Annotated in this window: 15 protein-coding genes and 1 pseudogene; 9 read left to right on the top strand and 7 right to left on the bottom strand. The window is 69.5% G+C overall.

Going from position 1 to position 19,326, the window contains the following annotated elements; genetic code table 11:
- The first annotated feature begins 480 nt into the window (after positions 1-480).
- Both CWT12_RS12990 and CWT12_RS12995 read left to right on the top strand, forming a co-directional pair.
- On the top strand, positions 481-1,248 hold the full coding sequence (locus CWT12_RS12990; protein WP_161925150.1) for a TetR/AcrR family transcriptional regulator: 768 nt from the start codon (positions 481-483) through the stop codon (positions 1,246-1,248).
- Positions 1,249-1,450: 202 nt separating this feature from the next.
- Positions 1,451-1,788 (top strand): annotated as a pseudogene (locus CWT12_RS12995) (type II toxin-antitoxin system VapB family antitoxin).
- 177 nt (positions 1,789-1,965) lie between these two features.
- Here the strand turns inward: CWT12_RS12995 and CWT12_RS13000 are convergent.
- Positions 1,966-3,369, bottom strand: coding sequence for a uracil-xanthine permease family protein (locus tag CWT12_RS13000; RefSeq protein ID WP_161925151.1), 1,404 nt, complete (start codon positions 3,367-3,369; stop codon positions 1,966-1,968).
- A gap of 571 nt (positions 3,370-3,940) precedes the next feature.
- Here CWT12_RS13000 and CWT12_RS13005 point away from each other — a divergent pair.
- From CWT12_RS13005 to CWT12_RS13020, 4 genes are all read left to right on the top strand, one after another.
- Positions 3,941-4,717, top strand: a complete 777-nt coding sequence (locus CWT12_RS13005) for a DUF4956 domain-containing protein (protein ID WP_202616220.1) — start codon at positions 3,941-3,943, stop codon at positions 4,715-4,717.
- A gap of 54 nt (positions 4,718-4,771) precedes the next feature.
- On the top strand, positions 4,772-5,611 hold the full coding sequence (locus tag CWT12_RS13010) for a polyphosphate polymerase domain-containing protein (protein WP_161925152.1): 840 nt from the start codon (positions 4,772-4,774) through the stop codon (positions 5,609-5,611).
- 263 nt (positions 5,612-5,874) lie between these two features.
- On the top strand, positions 5,875-7,746 hold the full coding sequence (locus CWT12_RS13015; RefSeq protein ID WP_161925153.1) for a carbohydrate-binding domain-containing protein: 1,872 nt from the start codon (positions 5,875-5,877) through the stop codon (positions 7,744-7,746).
- 383 nt (positions 7,747-8,129) lie between these two features.
- Positions 8,130-9,035, top strand: coding sequence for an alpha/beta fold hydrolase (locus CWT12_RS13020; RefSeq protein ID WP_161925154.1), 906 nt, complete (start codon positions 8,130-8,132; stop codon positions 9,033-9,035).
- Here the strand turns inward: CWT12_RS13020 and CWT12_RS13025 are convergent.
- Positions 8,999-11,065, bottom strand: a complete 2,067-nt coding sequence (locus CWT12_RS13025) for an alpha-amylase family protein (RefSeq protein WP_161925155.1) — start codon at positions 11,063-11,065, stop codon at positions 8,999-9,001. The two genes, CWT12_RS13020 and CWT12_RS13025, sit on opposite strands and share 37 nt — an antisense overlap.
- A 279-nt stretch (positions 11,066-11,344) precedes the next feature.
- Complete coding sequence (locus tag CWT12_RS13030; RefSeq protein ID WP_237564206.1) at positions 11,345-11,833, bottom strand: winged helix-turn-helix transcriptional regulator; 489 nt, start codon at positions 11,831-11,833, stop codon at positions 11,345-11,347.
- Positions 11,834-11,954: 121 nt separating this feature from the next.
- Between CWT12_RS13030 and CWT12_RS13035 the strand changes: the two genes are divergently transcribed.
- Together CWT12_RS13035 and thiD are read left to right on the top strand one after the other, a co-directional pair.
- A complete protein-coding gene (locus CWT12_RS13035; protein WP_161925156.1) occupies positions 11,955-12,569 on the top strand; it encodes an NAD(P)-dependent oxidoreductase in 615 nt (204 codons plus the stop codon).
- 195 nt (positions 12,570-12,764) lie between these two features.
- Positions 12,765-13,604 carry a bifunctional hydroxymethylpyrimidine kinase/phosphomethylpyrimidine kinase gene (gene thiD, locus CWT12_RS13040; protein WP_161925157.1) on the top strand — a complete coding sequence of 280 codons (840 nt, stop codon included), beginning with the start codon at positions 12,765-12,767 and terminating at the stop codon, positions 13,602-13,604.
- Between the two features lie 331 nt (positions 13,605-13,935).
- On the opposite strand, the gene dnaB is transcribed toward thiD, so the two are convergent.
- The gene (dnaB, locus tag CWT12_RS13045; RefSeq protein WP_272927755.1) at positions 13,936-15,378 is read right to left on the bottom strand and encodes a replicative DNA helicase; all 1,443 of its coding nucleotides are present in this window, start codon (positions 15,376-15,378) and stop codon (positions 13,936-13,938) included.
- A gap of 453 nt (positions 15,379-15,831) precedes the next feature.
- Here dnaB and CWT12_RS13050 point away from each other — a divergent pair, with 453 nt between their 5' ends.
- Entirely contained in the window at positions 15,832-17,382 is a 1,551-nt protein-coding gene (locus CWT12_RS13050) for an MATE family efflux transporter (protein WP_442862535.1), read from the top strand.
- 464 nt (positions 17,383-17,846) lie between these two features.
- Here CWT12_RS13050 and rplI read toward each other — a convergent pair whose 3' ends face one another.
- From rplI to CWT12_RS13065, 3 genes are all read right to left on the bottom strand, one after another.
- A complete protein-coding gene (rplI, locus tag CWT12_RS13055; RefSeq protein WP_161925158.1) occupies positions 17,847-18,302 on the bottom strand; it encodes a 50S ribosomal protein L9 in 456 nt (151 codons plus the stop codon).
- A 15-nt stretch (positions 18,303-18,317) separates the two neighbouring features.
- Complete coding sequence (gene rpsR, locus CWT12_RS13060; protein WP_161925159.1) at positions 18,318-18,554, bottom strand: 30S ribosomal protein S18; 237 nt, start codon at positions 18,552-18,554, stop codon at positions 18,318-18,320.
- A gap of 145 nt (positions 18,555-18,699) precedes the next feature.
- The gene (locus CWT12_RS13065) at positions 18,700-19,305 is read right to left on the bottom strand and encodes a single-stranded DNA-binding protein (RefSeq protein ID WP_161925160.1); all 606 of its coding nucleotides are present in this window, start codon (positions 19,303-19,305) and stop codon (positions 18,700-18,702) included.
- Positions 19,306-19,326: the final 21 nt, after the last annotated feature.

The raw sequence follows: 19,326 nt of genomic DNA on the forward strand, positions 1-19,326 counted from the left end.
GGGGCGGGCGCGGCGTCTGGGGCGGGCGCGGCGTCCGGGGCGGGCACGGAACCGGTCCCAGACGGCCCGGGCGCGCGGCGCAAGCCTGCCGACGCGGTCGCGGTGCGGGAGCGAGCGTCGGCGTAGTCGCGGTCATCGTTCTGGAACATGCATTCACCTCTCGACCCAATGGGCGATGTCGCCTGTCGTGGCGGAGTCGTGGCCCGCAGTCGCATAGAACCGTAATCACGCACGCCGCCCCACTTCAACGGCGTTGAAATAACTCTGGCCCAGGTCTTTAGTCCCAGCCGATTTTCCCTGGAAGCGCCGCATTACGGCCCTCCAGGCACCTCCCAGGCCCTGAACGCCGTTGAATACTGCGTCGACTCGATCACCTAATTCAGGGAGAATCAGGGAGCGCTGACTGACCGCAGACGGATGCCTCCGCGATCGCTGGGCGCTACCCAACCGGGAGCCAGCCCGATCAACTAGCCTCTAGGCATGAACGACGTGGCCACAACCCCTGGGGCCAGTTCCCAGAATCGTTCGCGGCGCCTTAACCCGGGCGTCCCCACCCCCGCTTCGGATGGCACCGCCAGCACCCCCGCCGGTATTGCCGCCGCATCCGACACTGGGCGTCGTCGGGGTCCGCGCTCCAGCGGCACGGGCACGCAGTCCACGCGCGAGGCGATCCTCGCCGCCGCCCGCGCCTCCTTCCTGGCCAAGGGATTCGCCAAGACCACCATCCGCGGGGTCGCTCGGGACGCCGGCGTGGATCCGGCGCTCGTGTCCTATTACTTCGGCACCAAGGGCGACCTGTTCGGCGCCTCCATGAATCTGCGCATCCGCGCCAGCGAGGAGATCGCCAGGGTGGTCTCCGGGGACATCCGCACCGCCGGGCCGCGTCTGGTGCGACTGGCGATGACCGCCTGGGACGACTCCTCCGGCGGGGCGACCTTCCGCGCCCTGCTGCGCTGGGTGGCCACCGACGACGGCGCTCCCGAGGCGGTGCAGACCTACGCCACCGAGCAGATAGCGGTGCCCGTGATGCAGGCCCTAGAGCAGGCTGGGGTACTGGGACCCGACGCCCGCGAGCGCGCCACGCTGGCCGGCAGTCAGCTAGTGGGACTGGCCATGATCCGTTACACCTACCGGGTTGAGCCGATCGCCAGCGCCTCCGTGGATCACCTGGTGGAGGTGGTGGGGCCGACCATTCAGCACTATCTGACCGGTCCGCTGCTGCGGCGGCAGGCAACGGAGAACCACTGATCCGCCTCCCGCGCCCGCCGTCGCCGGGATACGCCCGTACGCGCCGGTCCCTAAAGGCCTGGAGGTCCGGAGGGCCGCCGCGCTGCCCGTAACGGCTGGCGCGACCGCCTGCGGCACACCTCCGGGCAGGCGTTTGCGGGGCGGGCCGTCCGAATACCGTTACCTATCCCGGTGTGTCACACGTTCCCGTTAGCATGGGGGCGTGATCTTCAAGGCCGTCGGCGACTGCGCCCCCTACCCCGCACACGGGGTCACGGCGCAGCGCGACTGGGCGGCCATCGCCCCCGGCAGATCCGGCTCGACCAGTTGGTTACTACGCGCGCCCAGCTGGATCTGCGCGGCCTGCTTGACGACGATTCCACTTTCTACGGCGACCTGTTCGCCCACGTGATCGCCTGGAACGGGGAGCTCTACCTGGAGACCGGGCTGCACCGGGCCCTGCGTGCCGCACTCCAGGGGCGCACCTCCATCCACGCGCGGGTGCTGGAGCTGACCAACGACGGCCACCCCCTGCCCGCCCCGCCACCGCCCACGGAGTAGACGGCGGCGCGAGCAGACGGCAGGTGGTGGAAAAGTGTCCGGATCCGGCACAAACGTCGTCCGGGCGTCTCGCGGCGAGCTGCAAAACGGCGCGATTCCAACGTTTTGAATAACCGCGATGGGCGCTGTCGAGTTGTTAATGCCGATTCTGGACAGTTTGCCGACTGGTGCCCCGCGTCACCCCTGCCGACGAGCCCGCTTGGCGTAGGCCGGGCCCTCGAGCTCGGTGCCCGCGGGCGCCGACGCCGGTGAGGCCTCCTCCAGGTTCGTGCCCCGGGCCCGGGAGATGGCGCGCATGGCGTGGTAGACGACGATTGCGGCCAGCGAGCCCAGGGCGATGCCGGCGAAGGTCATGTCGCCCCAGCTGAAGGTGTAGTCGGCGATGGCGATAACCATGGCAACGGCCGCCGTGTTGAGGTTGACCGGGTCGGAGAAGTCCACGCGGTTCTGCACCCAGATGCGCACCCCGAGCATGCCGATCATCCCGTACAGGACCGTGGCCGCCCCGCCCAGGACGCCGGCCGGGATGGTGGCGATGATGACACCGAACTTTGGCAATAGGGACAGCCCCAGGGCGGTGGCGGCGGCGATCACGTAAGCGGCCGTGGAGTACACGCGTGTGGCCGCCATGACGCCGATGTTCTCCGCGTAGGTGGTTGTGCCCGAGCCGCCGCCCGCGCCCGCGAGCATGGTGGACAGCCCGTCCGCGAACAGCGCGCGGCCGGTGACGTCATCGAGGTTCTCCCCCGTCATGGCGGACACCGACTTCACGTGCCCGATGTTCTCCGCAACCAGCACCAGCACCACCGGGATGAAGAGCCCCAGGAGGCTGAGGTCAAAGGTGGGGGCGCGGAACTCCGGCAGGCCTAGCCAACCGGTCTGGGAGACCTGGGAGAAGTCCACCTCGCCGCGCACGCAGGCGGTGGCGTAACCGATCAGCACGCCGATGAGGATCGACAACCGCCCGATAATTCCCTTGAACAGTACCGTGATCACCAGGATCGACACGATCGTCACCAGGGCGGTCACCGGGGCGGTCTTGACGTTGTTCCAGGCACTGGGCGCGAGGTTGAAGCCGATCAGGGAGACAATCGCACCGGTGACAATGGGTGGCATGAGCCGGTCGATCCAGCCGGTGCCGGCCACGTGGACGATTACGCCGATGAGCGCCAGCAGCGCGCCGACGGAGATGATCCCGCCCTGCGCGAGGGAGGCCCTGGCCTCGTCCAGCGGCACGCCCGCGTCAGCCGCATACCCGGTTACCGCCCCGATGGGCGCGATCAGGGCGAAGGAGGAGCCGAGGTAGCTGGGCAGGCGGCCGGAGGTGATAAGGATGAACAGCAGCGTGCCCAAGCCCGTGAAGAACAGGGTGGTGGACGGGTCGAAACCCGTCAGCAGTGGCACCAGGAAGGTTGCGCCGAACATGGCGACGACGTGCTGCACGCCGATGCCGACGGTGCGGGGCCAGCTCAGGCGCTCGGCGGGAGTGACGACCTCACCGGGGGCGATCGAGCGACCATCCCCGTGGAGGGTCCAGCCGCGAAAACGGCGCTTATTGGTAGAGGTCTGGTCCGAGGGCACGTGGGCTCCTGTCGCGTGAGGGGACGGGAACCGGCGTGCTGGAAGAGCTCCCCGCACGCCGGAGCAGCGGGGCCCGACGTAGCCCCGCCGGGGTACCAGTGTAGGAGCCGTGCGATGGCCGCGCCGCCACGACCAGTCGGCCACCAGGTCCAACTGGAGGAGCCCCGAATGCCCGGTGCTCTCCTGCGTGCACGCTCGCCGTAAGGCCGGGGCAGGTGCAGCCCCGCGTCACGCCCCAAACCGGAAAGCCATTAACGTTCGTCTTGCTAGTCGAAGAGGGCGTGCTCATTCCGGGGATCGCCAGGGCCCTGCCCCGCACAGCAGGCTCGAAACGAGCCTGCGTAGTATGCGTGGCAGGTTTGAACACCGCGCATAAGCACGCATGGAGTAGCCCAAAATGAGCAACCGGGAATCTAGATGAGCGGACGCATGCAAGATCTGCTCGACGTTTAAATCGATCACATACGTTCACAACATGCGTTTCACATGATTAACATAGAAACGCCACCTTTACTAAGAGCTGGTCCGAGGCGGCAACAGCCGTCCCCTCCCTAACGAACGGAAGCAGCTTATGTCCCTCAGCACTCTTGCCTACATCGCAATCGACCTGGTCGCCCTCATCCTGCTGGTCGGGGTCCTGTACACACGACGGCACGCCCGCAAGGACCTGCTGGCGGCCTATGTAGGCGTGAACGTCGGCGTCCTGGCGGTCACACTGCTGCTGTCTACGGCATCCGTAGGCGCGGGCCTGGGACTGGGCCTGTTCGGCGTGCTGTCAATTATCCGCCTGCGCTCCACCGAGCTGTCCCAGCACGAGGTCGCCTACTTCTTCGCCGCGCTGGCCCTGGGGCTCCTGGGCGGGATCACCGCCGCCCCACTGGCGATGACGGCGCTGCTGATGGGGCTCGTAGTCGCCTCACTGTGGCTCGCCGACCACCCGGCACTCATGCGCCGCAGCCGCCACCAGATCATCATGCTGGACCGGGCCATCACCGATGAGGACACCCTCATCGCCCACCTGGAGCAGCTCCTGGATGCGCAGGTGCGCACGGTGGAGGTTCAGCGCCTCGATCTGGTCAACGACACCACCCTCGTTGACGTGCGCTTCCGCATCCCCAAGTCGGGCCGCTCCAGGGTGGCTGCCGGAGCACCAGGTCGGCCTGCTACGAGCGCCCCGGCACCCGCCGCGGCGGCCACCTCACCCGCACCCCGGCCGGCGCCGGCCCCCTCCCAGCCCCGTCACAGCGCCGACGCCGCAGCCACCGCCTCGGCCGAGGCCTCCAGCTACCGGTTCCCGCCCACAGTCTCATCCGCGGTCCCGCCGGCTGCTCCGCCGGCGATCCGCTGACTGCCAAACGGCGACCCACGCAGCTACAGCCTCAAGCGACCGGAGTACACCATCATGACCCAGCACCTGCGCACCTCTCATCTGGCGGCAATCACCCTGGATGAGCTCAACGCCGCCGCCGGACTGCTCACCCGCATTGACCGCAAGTACCTCCTCCCGCTGGCTGCGGCCCAAGATGTCGTCAACTCCCTGAGCGGGCAGGCACGCGTGCTGCGGATTGACGGCCTGCGCAACTTCGCCTATGCCTCCACCTACTTCGACACCCCCGAACTGGACTCATACCTGCTTGCGGCCCGCAAGCGTCGTCGCCGCTTCAAGGTGCGCACCCGCTCCTACCTGGATTCTGGTCTGTGCTTCCTGGAGGTCAAGACTCGGGGACCGCGCGGCGCCACGGTGAAGAAGCGCATGCCCTGCGACCTCGACGACGCCGACCGCATTACCGCGGACGGGCGCCGCTTCGTGGCCGAGTGCCTGTCCCTCGCCGGCACCTGCTCGCCGACGCGTGCCGCCGCCGTCGCCGAGGACCTGGTGCCGGTGCTGAGGACCTCCTACGAGCGCTCCACCCTCAACCTGCCCGCAGCCGGCGCCCGGCTCACTGTTGATACCGGCCTGCTCTGGACCGCCGTCGGCCCCCAGGACTCCGACGGCCTGGGCGAGGCGACGGCGTCGGTCGGAGACCTGGCGATCGTTGAGACCAAGAACCCGGCCACGCCGTCACCTGCGGACCGGTTGCTGTGGGCACAGGGGCACCGCCCAGCGCAGATCTCCAAGTACGCGACCGGCATGGCGCTGCTGCACCCGCAACTGCCGTCCAATAAGTGGCACCGAGTACTCGGCCGCGAGCTCGCCGACCAACGCCATGCGGGCCCCGGCAGCCTGGCATCCGCCGCCTGAGCCAGCAAGTCAGCAACCGCCCCGGCTCGGGGCATCCGGCTCAGCCCGGAATTCACCCGCAGCGGTGCAAGACCGCCGCGCCCGGGAGCTGAGGCAATTCCTCGGCACCACGCAGTCACAAGGAAATCGGCTCCGTGCACCCTTTTTAGCGCCGTAGCCGGGAAGCCGCACCCGCACACACTTTCAACTACCACCGCCAGTCACTTCACAGCAATACGAGGACATCACACATGAATTTCTCAGCCAAAAACCCGCTCAGCAGCATGACGGGCAACGGTACCGTCCCCGCCCGGCGCATTCACACCCGGCTCTTGCTCCCGCTCGCCGCGGTCGCGCTGGCCGCGGGCTGCTCCGTCGGCAGCACCTCCAGCGCCGCATCATCCGGGACGGGTATCGAGGCCGACACCTCCTCCAGCACTTCCGGCACGGCCTGGACCACCATCACCAGCGAGGTGGCACAGGCCTCCACCGGCGCCAGCGCCGCCGAGATCCTGGCGGCCAACGCCGATACCTCCGCGGTCACCGCGGCCGTGACCGCGGACGACGACGCCGGTACGTACGCCGCCGCCTCCGCCACCACGATCACCCTGTCCGGCGACTCGGCGAGCGTCGACGGCGACGGGGCCGGCGGGGTGAGCGTCGACGGCGGCACCATCACCATCGGCGCCGCCGGCACCTACGTCCTGTCCGGCGAGCTCACGGACGGCCAGGTGATCGTGAACGCCGACGACGCCGAGGTGCGGCTGGTACTCGACGGCGCCTCCATCACCAACGCCGACGGGCCGGCCATCGACATCCAGGACGCGGGCAGCGCCGTCGTCGTACTGGCCGAGGGGTCCGAGAACACGCTCACCGACGGGCAGACCTACACCGACACCTCTGCGGACGCCCCCACGGCGGCCCTGTTCTCCTCCGACACCGTGGTAATCACCGGCACCGGTGCGCTGACCGTCACCGGCAACCGCAATGACGCCATCTCCTCCAAGAACGGCCTGATAATCCAGGGCGCGCCCACGCTCACGGTGGACGCCGTCGACGACGGCATCCGCGGCAAGGACTACCTGGTCATCGCGGGCGGCACCATCACCGTCACCGCCGGCGGGGACGGGCTGAAGTCCACCGAGGACGACGACGAGACCATGGGCTTCATCGCCCTGGGCGCGGCCGACATCACCATCACCTCCGGTGACGACGGCCTGTCCGCGACCACCGACGTCACCGTCGACGGCACCACGCTCGCCGTGACCGCGGGCGGCGGGCAGGCCAATGCCACCCAGGAGGAGGGCTTCGGCGGGGCACCCGGCCAGCCGGGTGGGGCCGCGACCGGCTCGGGCAGCGCCGTCGGCACGGAGGACGCCACGGACACTGAGGACGAGTCCAGCGCCGACGAGTCCACCAAGCCCAAGGGCGTCAACGCGGGCGTCAGCTACACGCAGGAGGAGGGCACCGTCACCCTGGACGCGGCCGACGAGGGCCTCCAGGGGGCATTCATCAACATCTCGGGCGGGTCGCTGACCATCACCGCGGGTGACGACGGTATCAACGCCACCAACGGTGACTACGTGATCGAGGGGTATGAAAACGTCGACTCCGAGTCCGATGACGGCGCGGTGCTGACCATCTCCGGCGGGCAGGTGCAGGTGTCCTTCACCTACTCAGACGGCATCGACTCCAACGGGTCCGCATATGTGACCGGAGGGCAGGTCGTCGTCTCCGGCCAGGCGGGCGCCATGGACGGGGCGGTCGATGTCAACGGAGAGAGCCAGCTGATCGGCGTCACCGGTTCCCCGAGCGTGTCCGCGGGTGACACCATTACCGTCACCGGCGCGGACGGCACCTCCTGGGAGATGACCAGTGTCTTCACCTCGCAGTACCTCACCGTACTGGGCCTGACCGAGGGCGAGGAGTACACGGTGGCCACCACCTCGGGCGGTTCCGCCACCGGCACCGCCGCAGCCCTAAGCTCCGGCATGGGTGGCGGCATGGGCGGTCAGGGCGGCATGGGCGGCCAGGCGCCGTCCGGCGACGTCGGCGGCCTGGGCGATCCCGGCGCCCCCTCGGGCAACACCAACGGCGGCTTGGGTGGCGGTCCCGGCCAGGCTCCGGCCGACGGAACCCAGTCCACCGAGTCCTGAGGCGGGCCTGCGCACGGCGGCCTGAGACGCCGGTAGCCGTGCGCAGGCCAATCTGGCTCTTCGCGTGTGAGGGTGTGGCGGCTCGCGTGTTGCAGAGTCCGGCACGGTGAACCGGCAGGCTCACCGTGCCGGACTTGGCTGTCGACAACCCCGGCGTCTGGAAGCGGGTCCATCTGCAACGCCGCTTCGGGGTTAACAACGCCGGTTAACCGTCTGCTGAAGGGCGCCGAGGTATACAGCAGGCCGTTAAGTAGCGTTGTTAACGTCCAACCGGCGCAGTAGACACCTCGCCCCACCACCGCACCCGTAAAACGCTAGGAGCCGGGAAACGGACATAGCAGACGAGTTCGGGACCACCAGTGGCGGCGGCATAAGCTCCGGGCATGACCACCGTTGAGGCACCCGCCGTCGCGCCACTCGCCCGCCACCTGGCCGGGCCGCTGGATGACCACGCCGCGCCGGTACTCGTCCTGTCCCACGGCATCACCGACTCGGCGGCCTGCTGGATCGAGGCGGTGGACCGCTGGTCCGCCTTCGGCTACCGGATCGTCGCCCTGGACGCCCGCGGCCATGGTGACTCCCCGCGCTGGGAAGAGCCGGACCTGGCAAACCAGACGACGACCGGCGAGCGCCTGGCCACCGACCTGGTTGACGTGCTGGAGGACCTGCGCGCCCACGGCCTGCGCGGCGAGGGGCCACTGCGAGCGCCACTCGCCGTCGTCGGGCACTCCATGGGCGGGGTGACCAGCCTGGACGTGGCCGCGCACCGACCCGACCTGGTAGACGCCGCCGTCGCCGAGGATCCGGCCTTCGTCACCCCGGTCTGGCGCCATCTACTAGCCATTAACGCCTACCGCCAGGTGCGGGAGATGCGGCAGATCGCCGCCGACCCGCAGGCGCGCTTCGAGCTGGAGATGCGCAACAACCCCACCTGGTCGCGGCGGGAGACCCGCGCCAGCGTCGAGGCCGCATGCGGCGTCGACCTGGCCTTCATCGCCCAGGGCTGCGTCTCGCCGCCGACCCCCTGGGAGGAGGTCATCGACTCCCTGGCGGTGCCGACGCTGATCGTCACCGGCACCGAGCGGGTGGTGCTGCGCGGTGACAACCTCACCAACATCACCCGCCGCGCCAACGCGTCTATCGAGACGGTCGTGATCGAGGGTGCGCCCCACTGCGTGCGCCGCACCTACCCCGACCGCTTCCACGCCATCACCGACCCCTGGCTCGCACGGCGCATGGGCGCCGGCCCGCGTCAGTCAGTGGAGCGCACCAGCCACCAGGCGGCGTAGGGCGGCACCGGCACCTGGCCGTCGCCCGCACCCTCCAGGCTGGTGGACCCGGAGGGCACCGTGTCGGTGAGCACGTCCACCGCTCCGAGCACCCCGTACTCGGCCAGCCGCGCCGCGGGCACGGAGCGCCAGTCCGGGGTCACGTTGTACACGCCCACGAAGCTGCCGCGCGGGTGGTCGCGGAAGGTGACCAGCACGCCGTCGTCGTCGACGGGGGCGACGATGGTGCGCACATCCGCGCTCAACTGCGGCAGTGAGGCCCGCACCTTGCCCATGTGGGCCAAGTCGGTAAAGACGCGGCCCGGCACCGTGGAGCGGTCGTGGCGCTCGGCGACGGCGGCCTCGCTCAGCCGCGGGCGGCCCGCCCAGCGGGAGTCGGACTCGTGGCCCGGCTCGGTGTCCCAGTTGGGGTCGTTGAACTGCGCCAGCTCATCGCCGCTCCACAGCACGGGGATACCGCCCCAGCCGTAAATGATGGCGTAGGCCAAGCGCATGGCGTTGAAGCGCTCCTCCAACCAGGTGCGCAGCTCCTCCTCGCGCCAGGCGGGAGTGTGCTCGTCGATCCCGGCCACCGCCTCCGCCGCGGCCTCAATGCCGATCAGGGAGGCCGCGGTGCCGGCGGTGCGCCGGTCGTTGGTGACCGGGTTGTACTGGAAGGTCAGGCCACGGGCGTCACTCATCGGGTACAGGCCCGTGTACCAGTCGGCCAGGAAGACCCGGTGCCAGTAGCCGGTCAGGCCCACCGCCTCGGCGTCGGCGTCATCGATCGCCCAGCCGATATCGTCATGGCAGCGGATGTAGGTGATCCAGGTGGCCGTTGACGGCTCGATCGGCAGCGAGGAAAGCGTCTGGGCGGCCAGGCTCACGGACCGGCTGGCCAGCATGGACCAGATCTGCACCATCAGGGAGTTGTGGTAGGCCAAGTCGGAGACCTTGCCGGTGTAGCGTCCCTGTCCCAGGTACTGCAGCAGTTCGGTGGGGGCGACGATCGCCTCCGCCTTCAGGGCGATGGCGGGGCAGGCGATGCGGGTGAGTGCCCGCAGCACCTCGGTGATGGAGTGGACCTCGGGCTGCCCCTGGCAGTCGGTGCCCTTGCGCTTAATGGTGAAGGCGATAGCGTCCAGGCGCAGCACCTCCACCCCGCGGTTGGCCAGCTCCATGACGATCTCGACGAACTCCTCCATCACCTGGGGATTGCGCCAGTTCAGGTCCCACTGGAAGGAGTTGAAAGTGGTCCACACCCAGCCGTCGAGGTCCTCTTCCCAGGTGAAGTTGCCCGGTGCGAAGTCGGGGAAGATCTCCGGCAGGGTGCGCTCGTACTCGTCTGGCTCGGTGCGGTCGGGGTAGATGAGGAAGTAGTCGCGGTAGCGCTGCTCGCCGGCGCGGGCGCGCCGGGCCCACTCGTGCTCCCGCGCCACGTGGTTGAGCACTAGGTCAATGACCAGGCTCATGCCCTCCTTGCGCAGCTCACCGGTCAAGTGCTCCAGGTCGTCCATGTCACCCAGGTCGGGTCGCACGGAGCGGTAGTCGGCAACGGCGTAGCCACCGTCAGAGTCGCCGGGGCGGGGGGTGAGCAGGGGCATGAGGTGGAGGTAGCTGACGCCCAGCTCCCGCAGGTAGCCGATGCGCTTCTCCACGCCGCGCAGGTCTCCGGCGAAGCGCTCGGTGTAGCCGGAGTAGCCGATGCGGGAGGGGTCCTGCACCCAGGCGGGGTCAAGGGTGCGGGCCAGATCGAGGTGGCGCAGCTCGGAGCTGCGGGCCGCATAGGTACGGGCGGCCTCCGCCAGCAGGCGAACCGCGGTACTTCCGGCAGCGGGCTCGCCGTAGAGGGTGAGCAGGCCGTCGACTACGTCCGGGTACCAGCGCTCTACGCGGGTCGTGAAGATCTCACGCTCAGCGCGGGACAGCTCAGCGGTGGCGAGGGCGGTGTCAATGGCATCGCGGACCTCCTGGGGCACGGCGGCAGCCGCGGCTCCGGTGGACCAGGTGGATGCGGGGCCGGTGGGGTCGGCGGGTGTGGGAGCGCTCATACCTATATGGTCCCCGATTCAGCGGCTGAGCGGGAGCACTTTCGGGCGGCGATGCCGCCGCAGGCACGACAGGTGTCACAAATTGCACCACTTTAAGGGCGCCCGCCAGCGCACCTGCGTAGCGATCCGCGCAATTCCGCGGCAGAATCGACCAGGCTCCGGGGAGGTGCCCGGAGAGTGGTGCATTCTCTGACACTCATAGCCGCATCCGGTGCCCGCAGACACTCCTCAGACTTCCCGCAGACATGATCCGGCACAACGCGGGCGGATAGCGGTCACCTACTCCTCGGGCTGGAGGTGGGCGCGGTCGTAGGCCTCGCGATGGGCCAGCACCTGCTCGGCGTTGCCCTCCGCCCAGGCGCGCAGCGCGGCGATCGGCTCCGCCAGGCCGGCACCGAGCGGGGTGAGCGTGTAGTCCACGCGCGGCGGCACACCCGGGGTCTGCTCGCGCAGCACCAGCCCGTCCCGCTCCATCGAGCGCAGCGTCTGCGCCAGCACCTTGGGTGTCACGCCGCCCACTGCCTGACGCAGCTCACCGAAGCGCCGTGGTCCTTGCACCAGCACGGCAACGATCAGCGGGGTCCAGCGGTCAACGACGTGCCGCAGCACAGTGCGCGACGGGCACTCGGGCGACAGTACGTCATAAGCGGCGAGCGGCCGGCCTGCGTTGGCGCCCGTGGCGGCGGGGACGGCCTGCGCCGCCTCGGCCGCGGGCACAGCACCCATCCCCGCCGCAGCGGGCGCGGCAGCATCCATTGAATGTGACACGAGCAACTCCATAGTTACCTTGAGGTACTTGGTTTCAAATAAATACCTTAACAGTGTGGCCGCCGCACCGCGAGCAAAGACGGCGCACGACCCGCAAAACCACAAGCACTAGGAGCCCCCCATGAACATCACCGTCATCGGCGGAACCGGCAACACCGGCGCAGCCGTCGTGGCCGAGGCCGCCCGCCGCGGACACACCGTCACCTCCGCCTCCCGCTCCGGTCGCCACGCCGAGGGTGCCGCCAAGGACGCGACCGCCGACCTGACCGATACCGCCGCCATCGTCGACCTGATCAACGCCGCCGACGCGACCGTGATCGCCGTCTCTCCCGACCGTACCGGCGGCCCCGTGCAGCCCACCGTCGACGCCTTCAAGGCGCTGATCGCCGCCCGGCCGACGGGCAGGCTCGTGATCGTGGGCGGGGCCGGCTCGCTGCTCAACGCAGACGGCAACCGCCTAGTCGACTCACCCGACTTCCCCGCCGAGATCAGGCCGGAGGCCCTGGCCTTCAGCGAGGTGCTTGAGGCCTTCCGCGCCGCAGGCGACGCCCTGGCCTGGACCCTTGTCTCCCCCGCTCCGGCCTATCCCTCGGAGCAGTCCACAGGCGCCTATGTGGTCGGCAAGGACAGTCCGGTCGGCGCGAACCTGTCTCCCGCAGATCTGGCCATCGCGCTGGTCGATGAGATTGAGCGCGACGCGCACCGCGGTGAGCGCTTCGCCGTAGCCAGCGCCTAGCCGCTCGCCGTACGGGCGGCGCCGACGTCGCTCTGGAACGGCCGCGCAGCCGGGCTAACCGGGTGCCCCACCGCCGACGTGCTGCGTCGGCGGTGGAGCAGGTGCCGGTGCTTCGCCATCCGGGTGCGGCGGCGAAGCACCGGCATATGAGCTTCTTTGTAGACACGCGCCTACGCTCGGGGCATGCTTTGCCGCATGGCAAGCACAACCGCGAGCACCACTGTCCCCGCAACCCCTCCCATCGCCCTGGCCATCGCCGGCTCCGAGGCCTCCGGTGGCGCCGGCGCCCAGACCGACCTGAAGACCTTCCACCAGCTCGGCGTATTCGGCTGCACGGCCCTGACCTGCATCGTGTCCATGGACCCCAAGAACAACTGGGACCACCGGTTCGTGCCGATCGACCCGCAGGTGATCACCGACCAGATCGAGGCCTGCGCCACCGTGCACACCGCGATCGACGCCGTCAAGATCGGCATGCTCGGCACCGCCGCCACGATCGACGCCGTAGACGCCGCCCTGGAGCAGTACCAGTTCCCGAACCTGGTGGTGGACCCGGTGCTGATCTGCAAGGGCCAGGAGCCCGGTGCCGCCCTCGACGTCGACAACGCCCTACGCGCCAAGATCCTCCCCCGCGCCAAGGTCACCACCCCGAACCTGTTCGAGGCCGCCACCCTGGCCGGGGTGGATGAGATCACCAGCGTCGAACAGCTCAAGGACGCCGCCAAGCGCATCTACGACCTGGGCGTACCCAACGTCGTGGCCAAGGCCGGCCCCACGCTCGGCACCGGCACCGCGCTCGACGTCTTCTACGACGGCCAGACCCTGGAGGTACTGGAGGTGCCGGCGGTCGGAACCGAGCGCATGCACGGCGCCGGCTGCACGCTGGCCGCCGCCATCACCGCCGAGCTGGCCAAGGGCGCCACCCCGCTGGACGCCTGCGTCACCGCCAAGAACGTGGTCTCCGCGTCGGTGAACCCCGGCATGCACGGCAACATCCCGTTCACCTACGTCTACCAGGGCTTCTACCGCGGCTGACGGCACCGGAGCGCGCGCCGGGCCGACCGTGAACCACCGATCCGGCCGACGGCGCCGAGCAGCCCGCCGACCGCTGCCCGGCACGACGGTTCACGTCGCCTCAGCAGACGATTCACGACCTTGGGGTGCGTTCCACGACCACCCCGGGGTCGTGGAACGCACCCCAAGGTCGTGCAGTGCGACGAAGGTAGTGGAGTACGCCCGCCTCAGCCGAGCTCCCACAGGGCGGACACCGGCAGCGCCCACAGCGAGCCGCCCAGGGTGTGGGCCAGACAGCGCCTGTGCGCAGCCCTCGCGCACGAGCGCGCGGTGCCCAGCGCCCCCACTCGAATCACTCGTAGGCCGGCTCGGGCGTGATGTTGCGCGCCATGTTGGCGAAGCGCGACAGGTGTCCCTGGAACGCCACCGGGATGGTGCGGGTCTGGCCGTTGCGGTGCTTGGCGACGATGATGTCGGCCTCGCCCGGCCGCTCCTCCTCCTGGTAGTACTCGGGCCGGTGCAGCAGCATGATGACGTCCGCGTCCTGTTCCAGCGAGCCGGACTCGCGCAGGTCGCTCATCTGCGGCTTGTTGCCAGTGCGCTGCTCGGGCCCGCGGTTCAGCTGGGCGACGGCGACCACCGGGATGTCCAGCTCCTTGGCCAGCAGCTTCAGCGAGCGGGAGAACTCGGAGACCTCCTGCTGACGCGACTCGACTTGCTTGCCAGAGCTCATCAGCTGCAGGTAGTCCACCACCATCAGCCCCAGCCCGTGGTGCTGCTTCAGGCGCAGCGCCTTGGAGCGGATCTCCGGCATGGTCAGGTTCGGGGAGTCGTCAATGAACAGCGGCGCCTCGGAGACGGGATTGTAGGCGCGCGCAACATCCTCCCAGTCGCGCTCGTCCATCTGGCTGCCGCCGCGCAGCTTGTTCATAGCCACGCCCGACTCGGCCGACAGGATGCGCATCATCAGCTCCATACGCCCCATCTCCAGGGAGAAGTAGCACGAGGGGATGAGGTTGCCGTCGGCGCCGCGCGAGTGGATCGACGCTGAGCGGCAGAAGTCGACGGCGAGCGTGGACTTACCCATGGCGGGGCGCGCGGCCACGATGATCATCTGCCCGCCGTGCAGGCCGCCTAGCAGCTCGTCCAGCTCCACGAAGCCCGTGGGCACGCCCCGCATCTGCCCGTCCTCGCGGGCCTGGCCGGCCTCGATCTCAAGGTTGGCCTCGTTGAGCAGTTCCCCGACGGGCACGTAGTCCTCCCGCTCACCCTCCTTGTGGGCGACGGCGTATACCTCCGACTCGGCCAGCGTTACGAGCTCATCGATGTCACCGGCGTCGGTGGAGTAGCCGAGCTGGGCGATGCGGGTGCCGGCCTGCACCAGGCCGCGCATCAGCGACTTCTCCTTGACAATGCGCGCATAGTAGGCGGCGTTCGCGGCGGTGGGCACGGTAGCCATCAAGGTGGCCAGGTAGGGCGCGCCGCCGATGCGCTCGAGCTCGCCGCGCTTGGACAGCTCATCGGCGACGATCAGTGGGTCAGCCGGCTCGGACCGGTTATACACCTCCACGATCGCGTCAAAGATCGACTCGTGCGCGGGCTTGTAGAACTCGGGGCCGCGCAGCACCTCAATGACGTCGGTGATCGCCTCCTTGCTCAGCAGCATGCCGCCGAGCGTGGACATCTCCGCCTCCAGGTCCTGGGGCGGGACCCGATCAAAAGTACCGTCGTAGCGGGCGTCAACCGGGCGGTCCTCGCCACGGGCGCGCGCGCCGATGGTGTCGACGTCGGTCATCTGTCGGTCACTACCCTCCCCTGCAGCGCCCCACCCAGACGGGTCGCGCCGCGACACTAGCGGGCCGGCCGGGCGGTCGCAAACGGTGACCTCTTGCAGGCTGTGGGCAACCACCGCCGACGTGTGGAAAACCCCCACCTGCCTGTGGGCGACGCGCCGCGCAGGGTGTGGAGCGCCCTCCCTCCCACGATCCGCACACCTCCGTGAAACCCCTGGAATACACCGGAATCCCGCCCCGAGTGGCCGACGGTCACAAGCCACAGCACCCCCGCTCCAAACCGCAATCAAAATCTGTGGATAAGTGGGTATTCCTGTGGATGAACCTCAACCTCGACCTGAGGGACTGCCCCGCAACCTCACATGCTCCCCGCCCGTGCCGCGCCGCCCGCGCACGGTCCGTTCTCAGCGGCGCATGAGACACTGGCCCGCCCCCCCACCCCGATGGAGTATCGCGTGCCCGACTCGCCTGCCTCTCGCTCCCGCACAACGCGCTCAGGCGCCGACCCGAGCGATTCCGCCCCGTCCAGCATCACGGCACGGGTGGCGCCCGCCTCCCTGAACCGCCAGGTCCTCTCCCTTGCCCTGCCCGCCCTGGGAGCGCTGGTCGCCGAGCCGCTGTTCGTGCTGATCGACTCGGCGATGGTCGGCCACTTGGGCGCGGGCAGCCTCGCAGGCCTGTCGCTGGCCTCCACCCTGCTGACCACGATCGTGGGCCTGTTCGTGTTCCTCGCCTATGCGACGACGGCGACCACCTCCCGCCGCTTCGGTGCCGGGGACCGGGTCGGCGGCCTGAGGGCAGGCATTGACGGCGCCTGGCTGGCGGTACTGCTCGGCCTGGTGGCGGCGCTCCTGCTCGCCGTCGGCGCCCCGTGGGCGGTGGGGGCCATGGGGGCCGACGGCGCCGTGGCAGATGCCGCCGTCGCCTACCTGCGCGCCTCCGCGCCCGGCCTGCCAGGCATGCTGGTGGTCTATGCGGCCACGGGCACGCTGCGCGGCCTGTTGGACACGCGCACGCCCTTTGTGGTGGCTACGGCGGGAGCGGTCGGCAATGTGGCCGTGAATGCGACGCTGCTGTACGGGGTGCGCATGGGGATCGCCGGCTCCGGCCTGGGCACGGCTATCGCACAGACAGCGATGGCGGTGGCGCTGCTGGTTCCTGTGATCAGGGCGGCGCGCGCGGCGGGTGTGCCGACCTCGCCGCGGGCTGCGGGCCTGCGCGCCTCCTTGGGCACTGGTGCGCCCCTGCTGGTACGCACCTTGTCGCTGCGAGCGGCGATCCTGGCGACGGTCTGGGCCGCTACCGCTCTGGGGGCGACGGCGCTGGCCGCCCACCAGGTGGTCAACGCGCTGTGGAACTTCACCGCCTTCGCCTTGGATGCGCTCGCCATCGCCGCGCAGGCACTTGTGGGTACTGCCCTGGGGCGGGCCGAGGCCGCGCGGGCGGCACAGGTTGCCGCGGATCAGACCTCTGCTACGCCAACCGACCCGAGCTCCCGGCGTACCGGTTCGGGTCTGGCCGAGCGCCGGACTCCCTCCTCAGCGTCCCCGCAGGCATCCGCCGTACCGACGGTGCCGGGTAGCGGCCCCACGGTCGACGCCGTGCTGCGCCGCTGCCTGGCTTGGGGCGTGGCCGCGGGGGCGGTGATCGGCGTGGTGCTTGCGGCCGGAAGCCCATGGCTGCCGCACCTGTTCACCTCCGACCCAACGGTGCTCGCCGCCTCCCGGCCGGCCCTGCTGGTCGCGGCCACCGCAATGCCGCTGGCGGGAGCCGTCTTCCTGTTCGACGGCGTGCTCATGGGGGCCGGTGACGGCCGCTACCTGGCGTGGGCGCAGATGGCGACCCTGGTGCCGTACCTGCCGCTCACCGTCATCATCGCCCAGGGTGGGGCGGTAGGCGGCAGCAACGGCCTGGTGTGGCTGTGGGTAGCCTTCGCCTGGGTGTTCATGGGCGCGCGCGCCCTGGTGACGGGCCTGCGCGCCCGCTCCGACGCCTGGCGGCACTGAGCGCGGGGCACGGAGCCATCGGTTATTACTACAACCACTCGCATACAGCCGTCGTAGCAGGGCGCAACGACTTCCGCGGTGAGCACGCGGCCGTCAAAGCACAGCCCACCCCGGGCGGGACAGGAGGCTGGCGGGACCTGACCGTTCGTGCTCTCGCCCGACGGTTCGTACCTTCAGGACGACGCTTCGTACATCATCTCGACGGTTCGGCACCCCGAGGTACGAACCGTCACCAGAAAGTACGAACCGTCGGAGCCAAGTGCCGAAGCGTCAGCCCGATGCCGCCCGCAACAGCACGCCCTCACCCGTAAACCGGCCTCGACAGCCCCGCGCTCTCAAACCGGAAGCGCCACACACGGGCACGGCTAACACGTTCCATCCGGCGGCCGCGCACAAAGCCGTAGCCGACGCGCCTGGCGGCGCGTCGGCTACGGCGTGCTTGTTCGTGTCGGCTGCTACCCGGTTCAGCGGGCGGCCACGACGTTAACCTCAAGCGGGGCAACAACGTCGGTGTGCAGTCGCACGGAGGCGCTGTGGCGACCCGTGGACTTGATCGGACGGAGGAGCTCGATCTTGCGCCGGTCAATGGCCGGGCCACCGGCCTCCTTGACGGCGTCCGCAAGCTGTGCGGTGCTGACGGCTCCGAAGAGGCGGCCGTTATCACCGGAGACGGCGCTCACCGTGACAACGTTGCCCGCCAGCCAGGCGCGGGCCTCCTGGGCCTGCTCCAGGGAGTCAATGGCGCGCTTGCGGCGTGCCTCAGCCATCTGGTCGATCTGGCGCTGGGCGCCCTTGGTCCACGGGGTGGCCAGCTTGCGGGGCAGGAGGTAGTTCCGGGCGTAGCCGTCCTTGACCTCCACAACCTCCCCGGCTGCGCCGAGGTTGGTCACGTCGTGCGTGAGAATGAGCTTGGTGGTCATGATCTGCGCCTCCTATCAGCGGGTCGAGCTCGTGTAGGGCAGCAGGGCCATCTCGCGGGCGTTCTTGATAGCCCTGGCGATCTTGCGCTGATCCTGCACGGAGACGCCGGTCACGCGGCGGGCGCGGATCTTGCCGCGGTCCGAGATGAACTTCCGCAGCGTAGCGGTGTCCTTGTAGTCAATGGTGCCGACCTTGACGGCCTTCACCGGTGCGATCTTCTTCTTCGGCTTACGAAGCTGGGGCTTCGCCATGGTGGTACTCCTTGGCTTGGGCGCCCACTGGCACCCGTGGGTCTATTGCGAGAATGATGCGGGGCGACGACCGCGCCCACGCGCCCGGCCGAACCGGGCGAAGAGTTGTGTTTGCGCTAATGCTGCACAGTTAAGGAGACGTGGGTCAGAACGGGGGCTCGTCACCGAAGCTGGTGGCGCCACCGGTGGCCCAGGGGTCATCCGCGGCGCCGCCGGCCGGGGCGTTGTAGCTGCCCTGCTGGCCGCCCTGGCTGTAACCGCCCTGACCGCCCTGGGAGCTCTGGTAGCCGCCCTGCTGGCCGCCACCCTGGTTGTATCCGCCCTGCTGGCCTGCGTTGTAGCCGCCGCCCTGAGAGCCCTGGTTGAAGCCGCCCTGGCCGCCCCCGCGGGGCTGGCGGGTGACCTGAGCCTTGGCGTAGCGCAGCGACGGGCCGATCTCGTCCACCTGCATCTCCACCACCGTGCGGTTCTCGCCCTCACGGGTGGTGTATGAGCGCTGCACCAGGCGGCCCTGCGCGATCACGCGGGTGCCCTTGGTCAGCGACTCGGCCACGTTCTCCGCGGCGTCGCGCCAGATCGAGCAGCGCATGAACAGGGTCTCCCCGTCGCGCCACTCCTGGGCCTGCCGGTCGAAGCTGCGCGGGGTGGAGGCGATGGTGAAGGAGGCGACCGCCGCCCCCGAGGGCGTGAAGCGCATCTCGGGGTCCGCAGTCAGATTCCCGATAATCGTGATGACGGTATCGCCGGCCATTGCTTGTCTCCGTTCCGGTTA

Origin of the sequence: Actinomyces sp. 432, from assembly GCF_009930875.1 — a bacterium.
Classification (GTDB): domain Bacteria; phylum Actinomycetota; class Actinomycetes; order Actinomycetales; family Actinomycetaceae; genus Actinomyces.

Coding starts and splice junctions, on each gene's coding strand:
- CWT12_RS13010 (WP_161925152.1), top strand. CDS start 4,772: ATGACCCAGCACCTGCGCACCTCTCATCTGGCGGCAATCACCCTGGAT.
- CWT12_RS13015 (WP_161925153.1), top strand. CDS start 5,875: ATGACGGGCAACGGTACCGTCCCCGCCCGGCGCATTCACACCCGGCTC.
- dnaB (WP_272927755.1), bottom strand. CDS start 15,378: ATGACCGACGTCGACACCATCGGCGCGCGCGCCCGTGGCGAGGACCGC.
- CWT12_RS12990 (WP_161925150.1), top strand. CDS start 481: ATGAACGACGTGGCCACAACCCCTGGGGCCAGTTCCCAGAATCGTTCG.
- CWT12_RS13065 (WP_161925160.1), bottom strand. CDS start 19,305: ATGGCCGGCGATACCGTCATCACGATTATCGGGAATCTGACTGCGGAC.
- rplI (WP_161925158.1), bottom strand. CDS start 18,302: ATGACCACCAAGCTCATTCTCACGCACGACGTGACCAACCTCGGCGCA.
- CWT12_RS13005 (WP_202616220.1), top strand. CDS start 3,941: ATGTCCCTCAGCACTCTTGCCTACATCGCAATCGACCTGGTCGCCCTC.
- thiD (WP_161925157.1), top strand. CDS start 12,765: ATGGCAAGCACAACCGCGAGCACCACTGTCCCCGCAACCCCTCCCATC.
- rpsR (WP_161925159.1), bottom strand. CDS start 18,554: ATGGCGAAGCCCCAGCTTCGTAAGCCGAAGAAGAAGATCGCACCGGTG.
- CWT12_RS13020 (WP_161925154.1), top strand. CDS start 8,130: ATGACCACCGTTGAGGCACCCGCCGTCGCGCCACTCGCCCGCCACCTG.
- CWT12_RS13035 (WP_161925156.1), top strand. CDS start 11,955: ATGAACATCACCGTCATCGGCGGAACCGGCAACACCGGCGCAGCCGTC.
- CWT12_RS13025 (WP_161925155.1), bottom strand. CDS start 11,065: ATGAGCGCTCCCACACCCGCCGACCCCACCGGCCCCGCATCCACCTGG.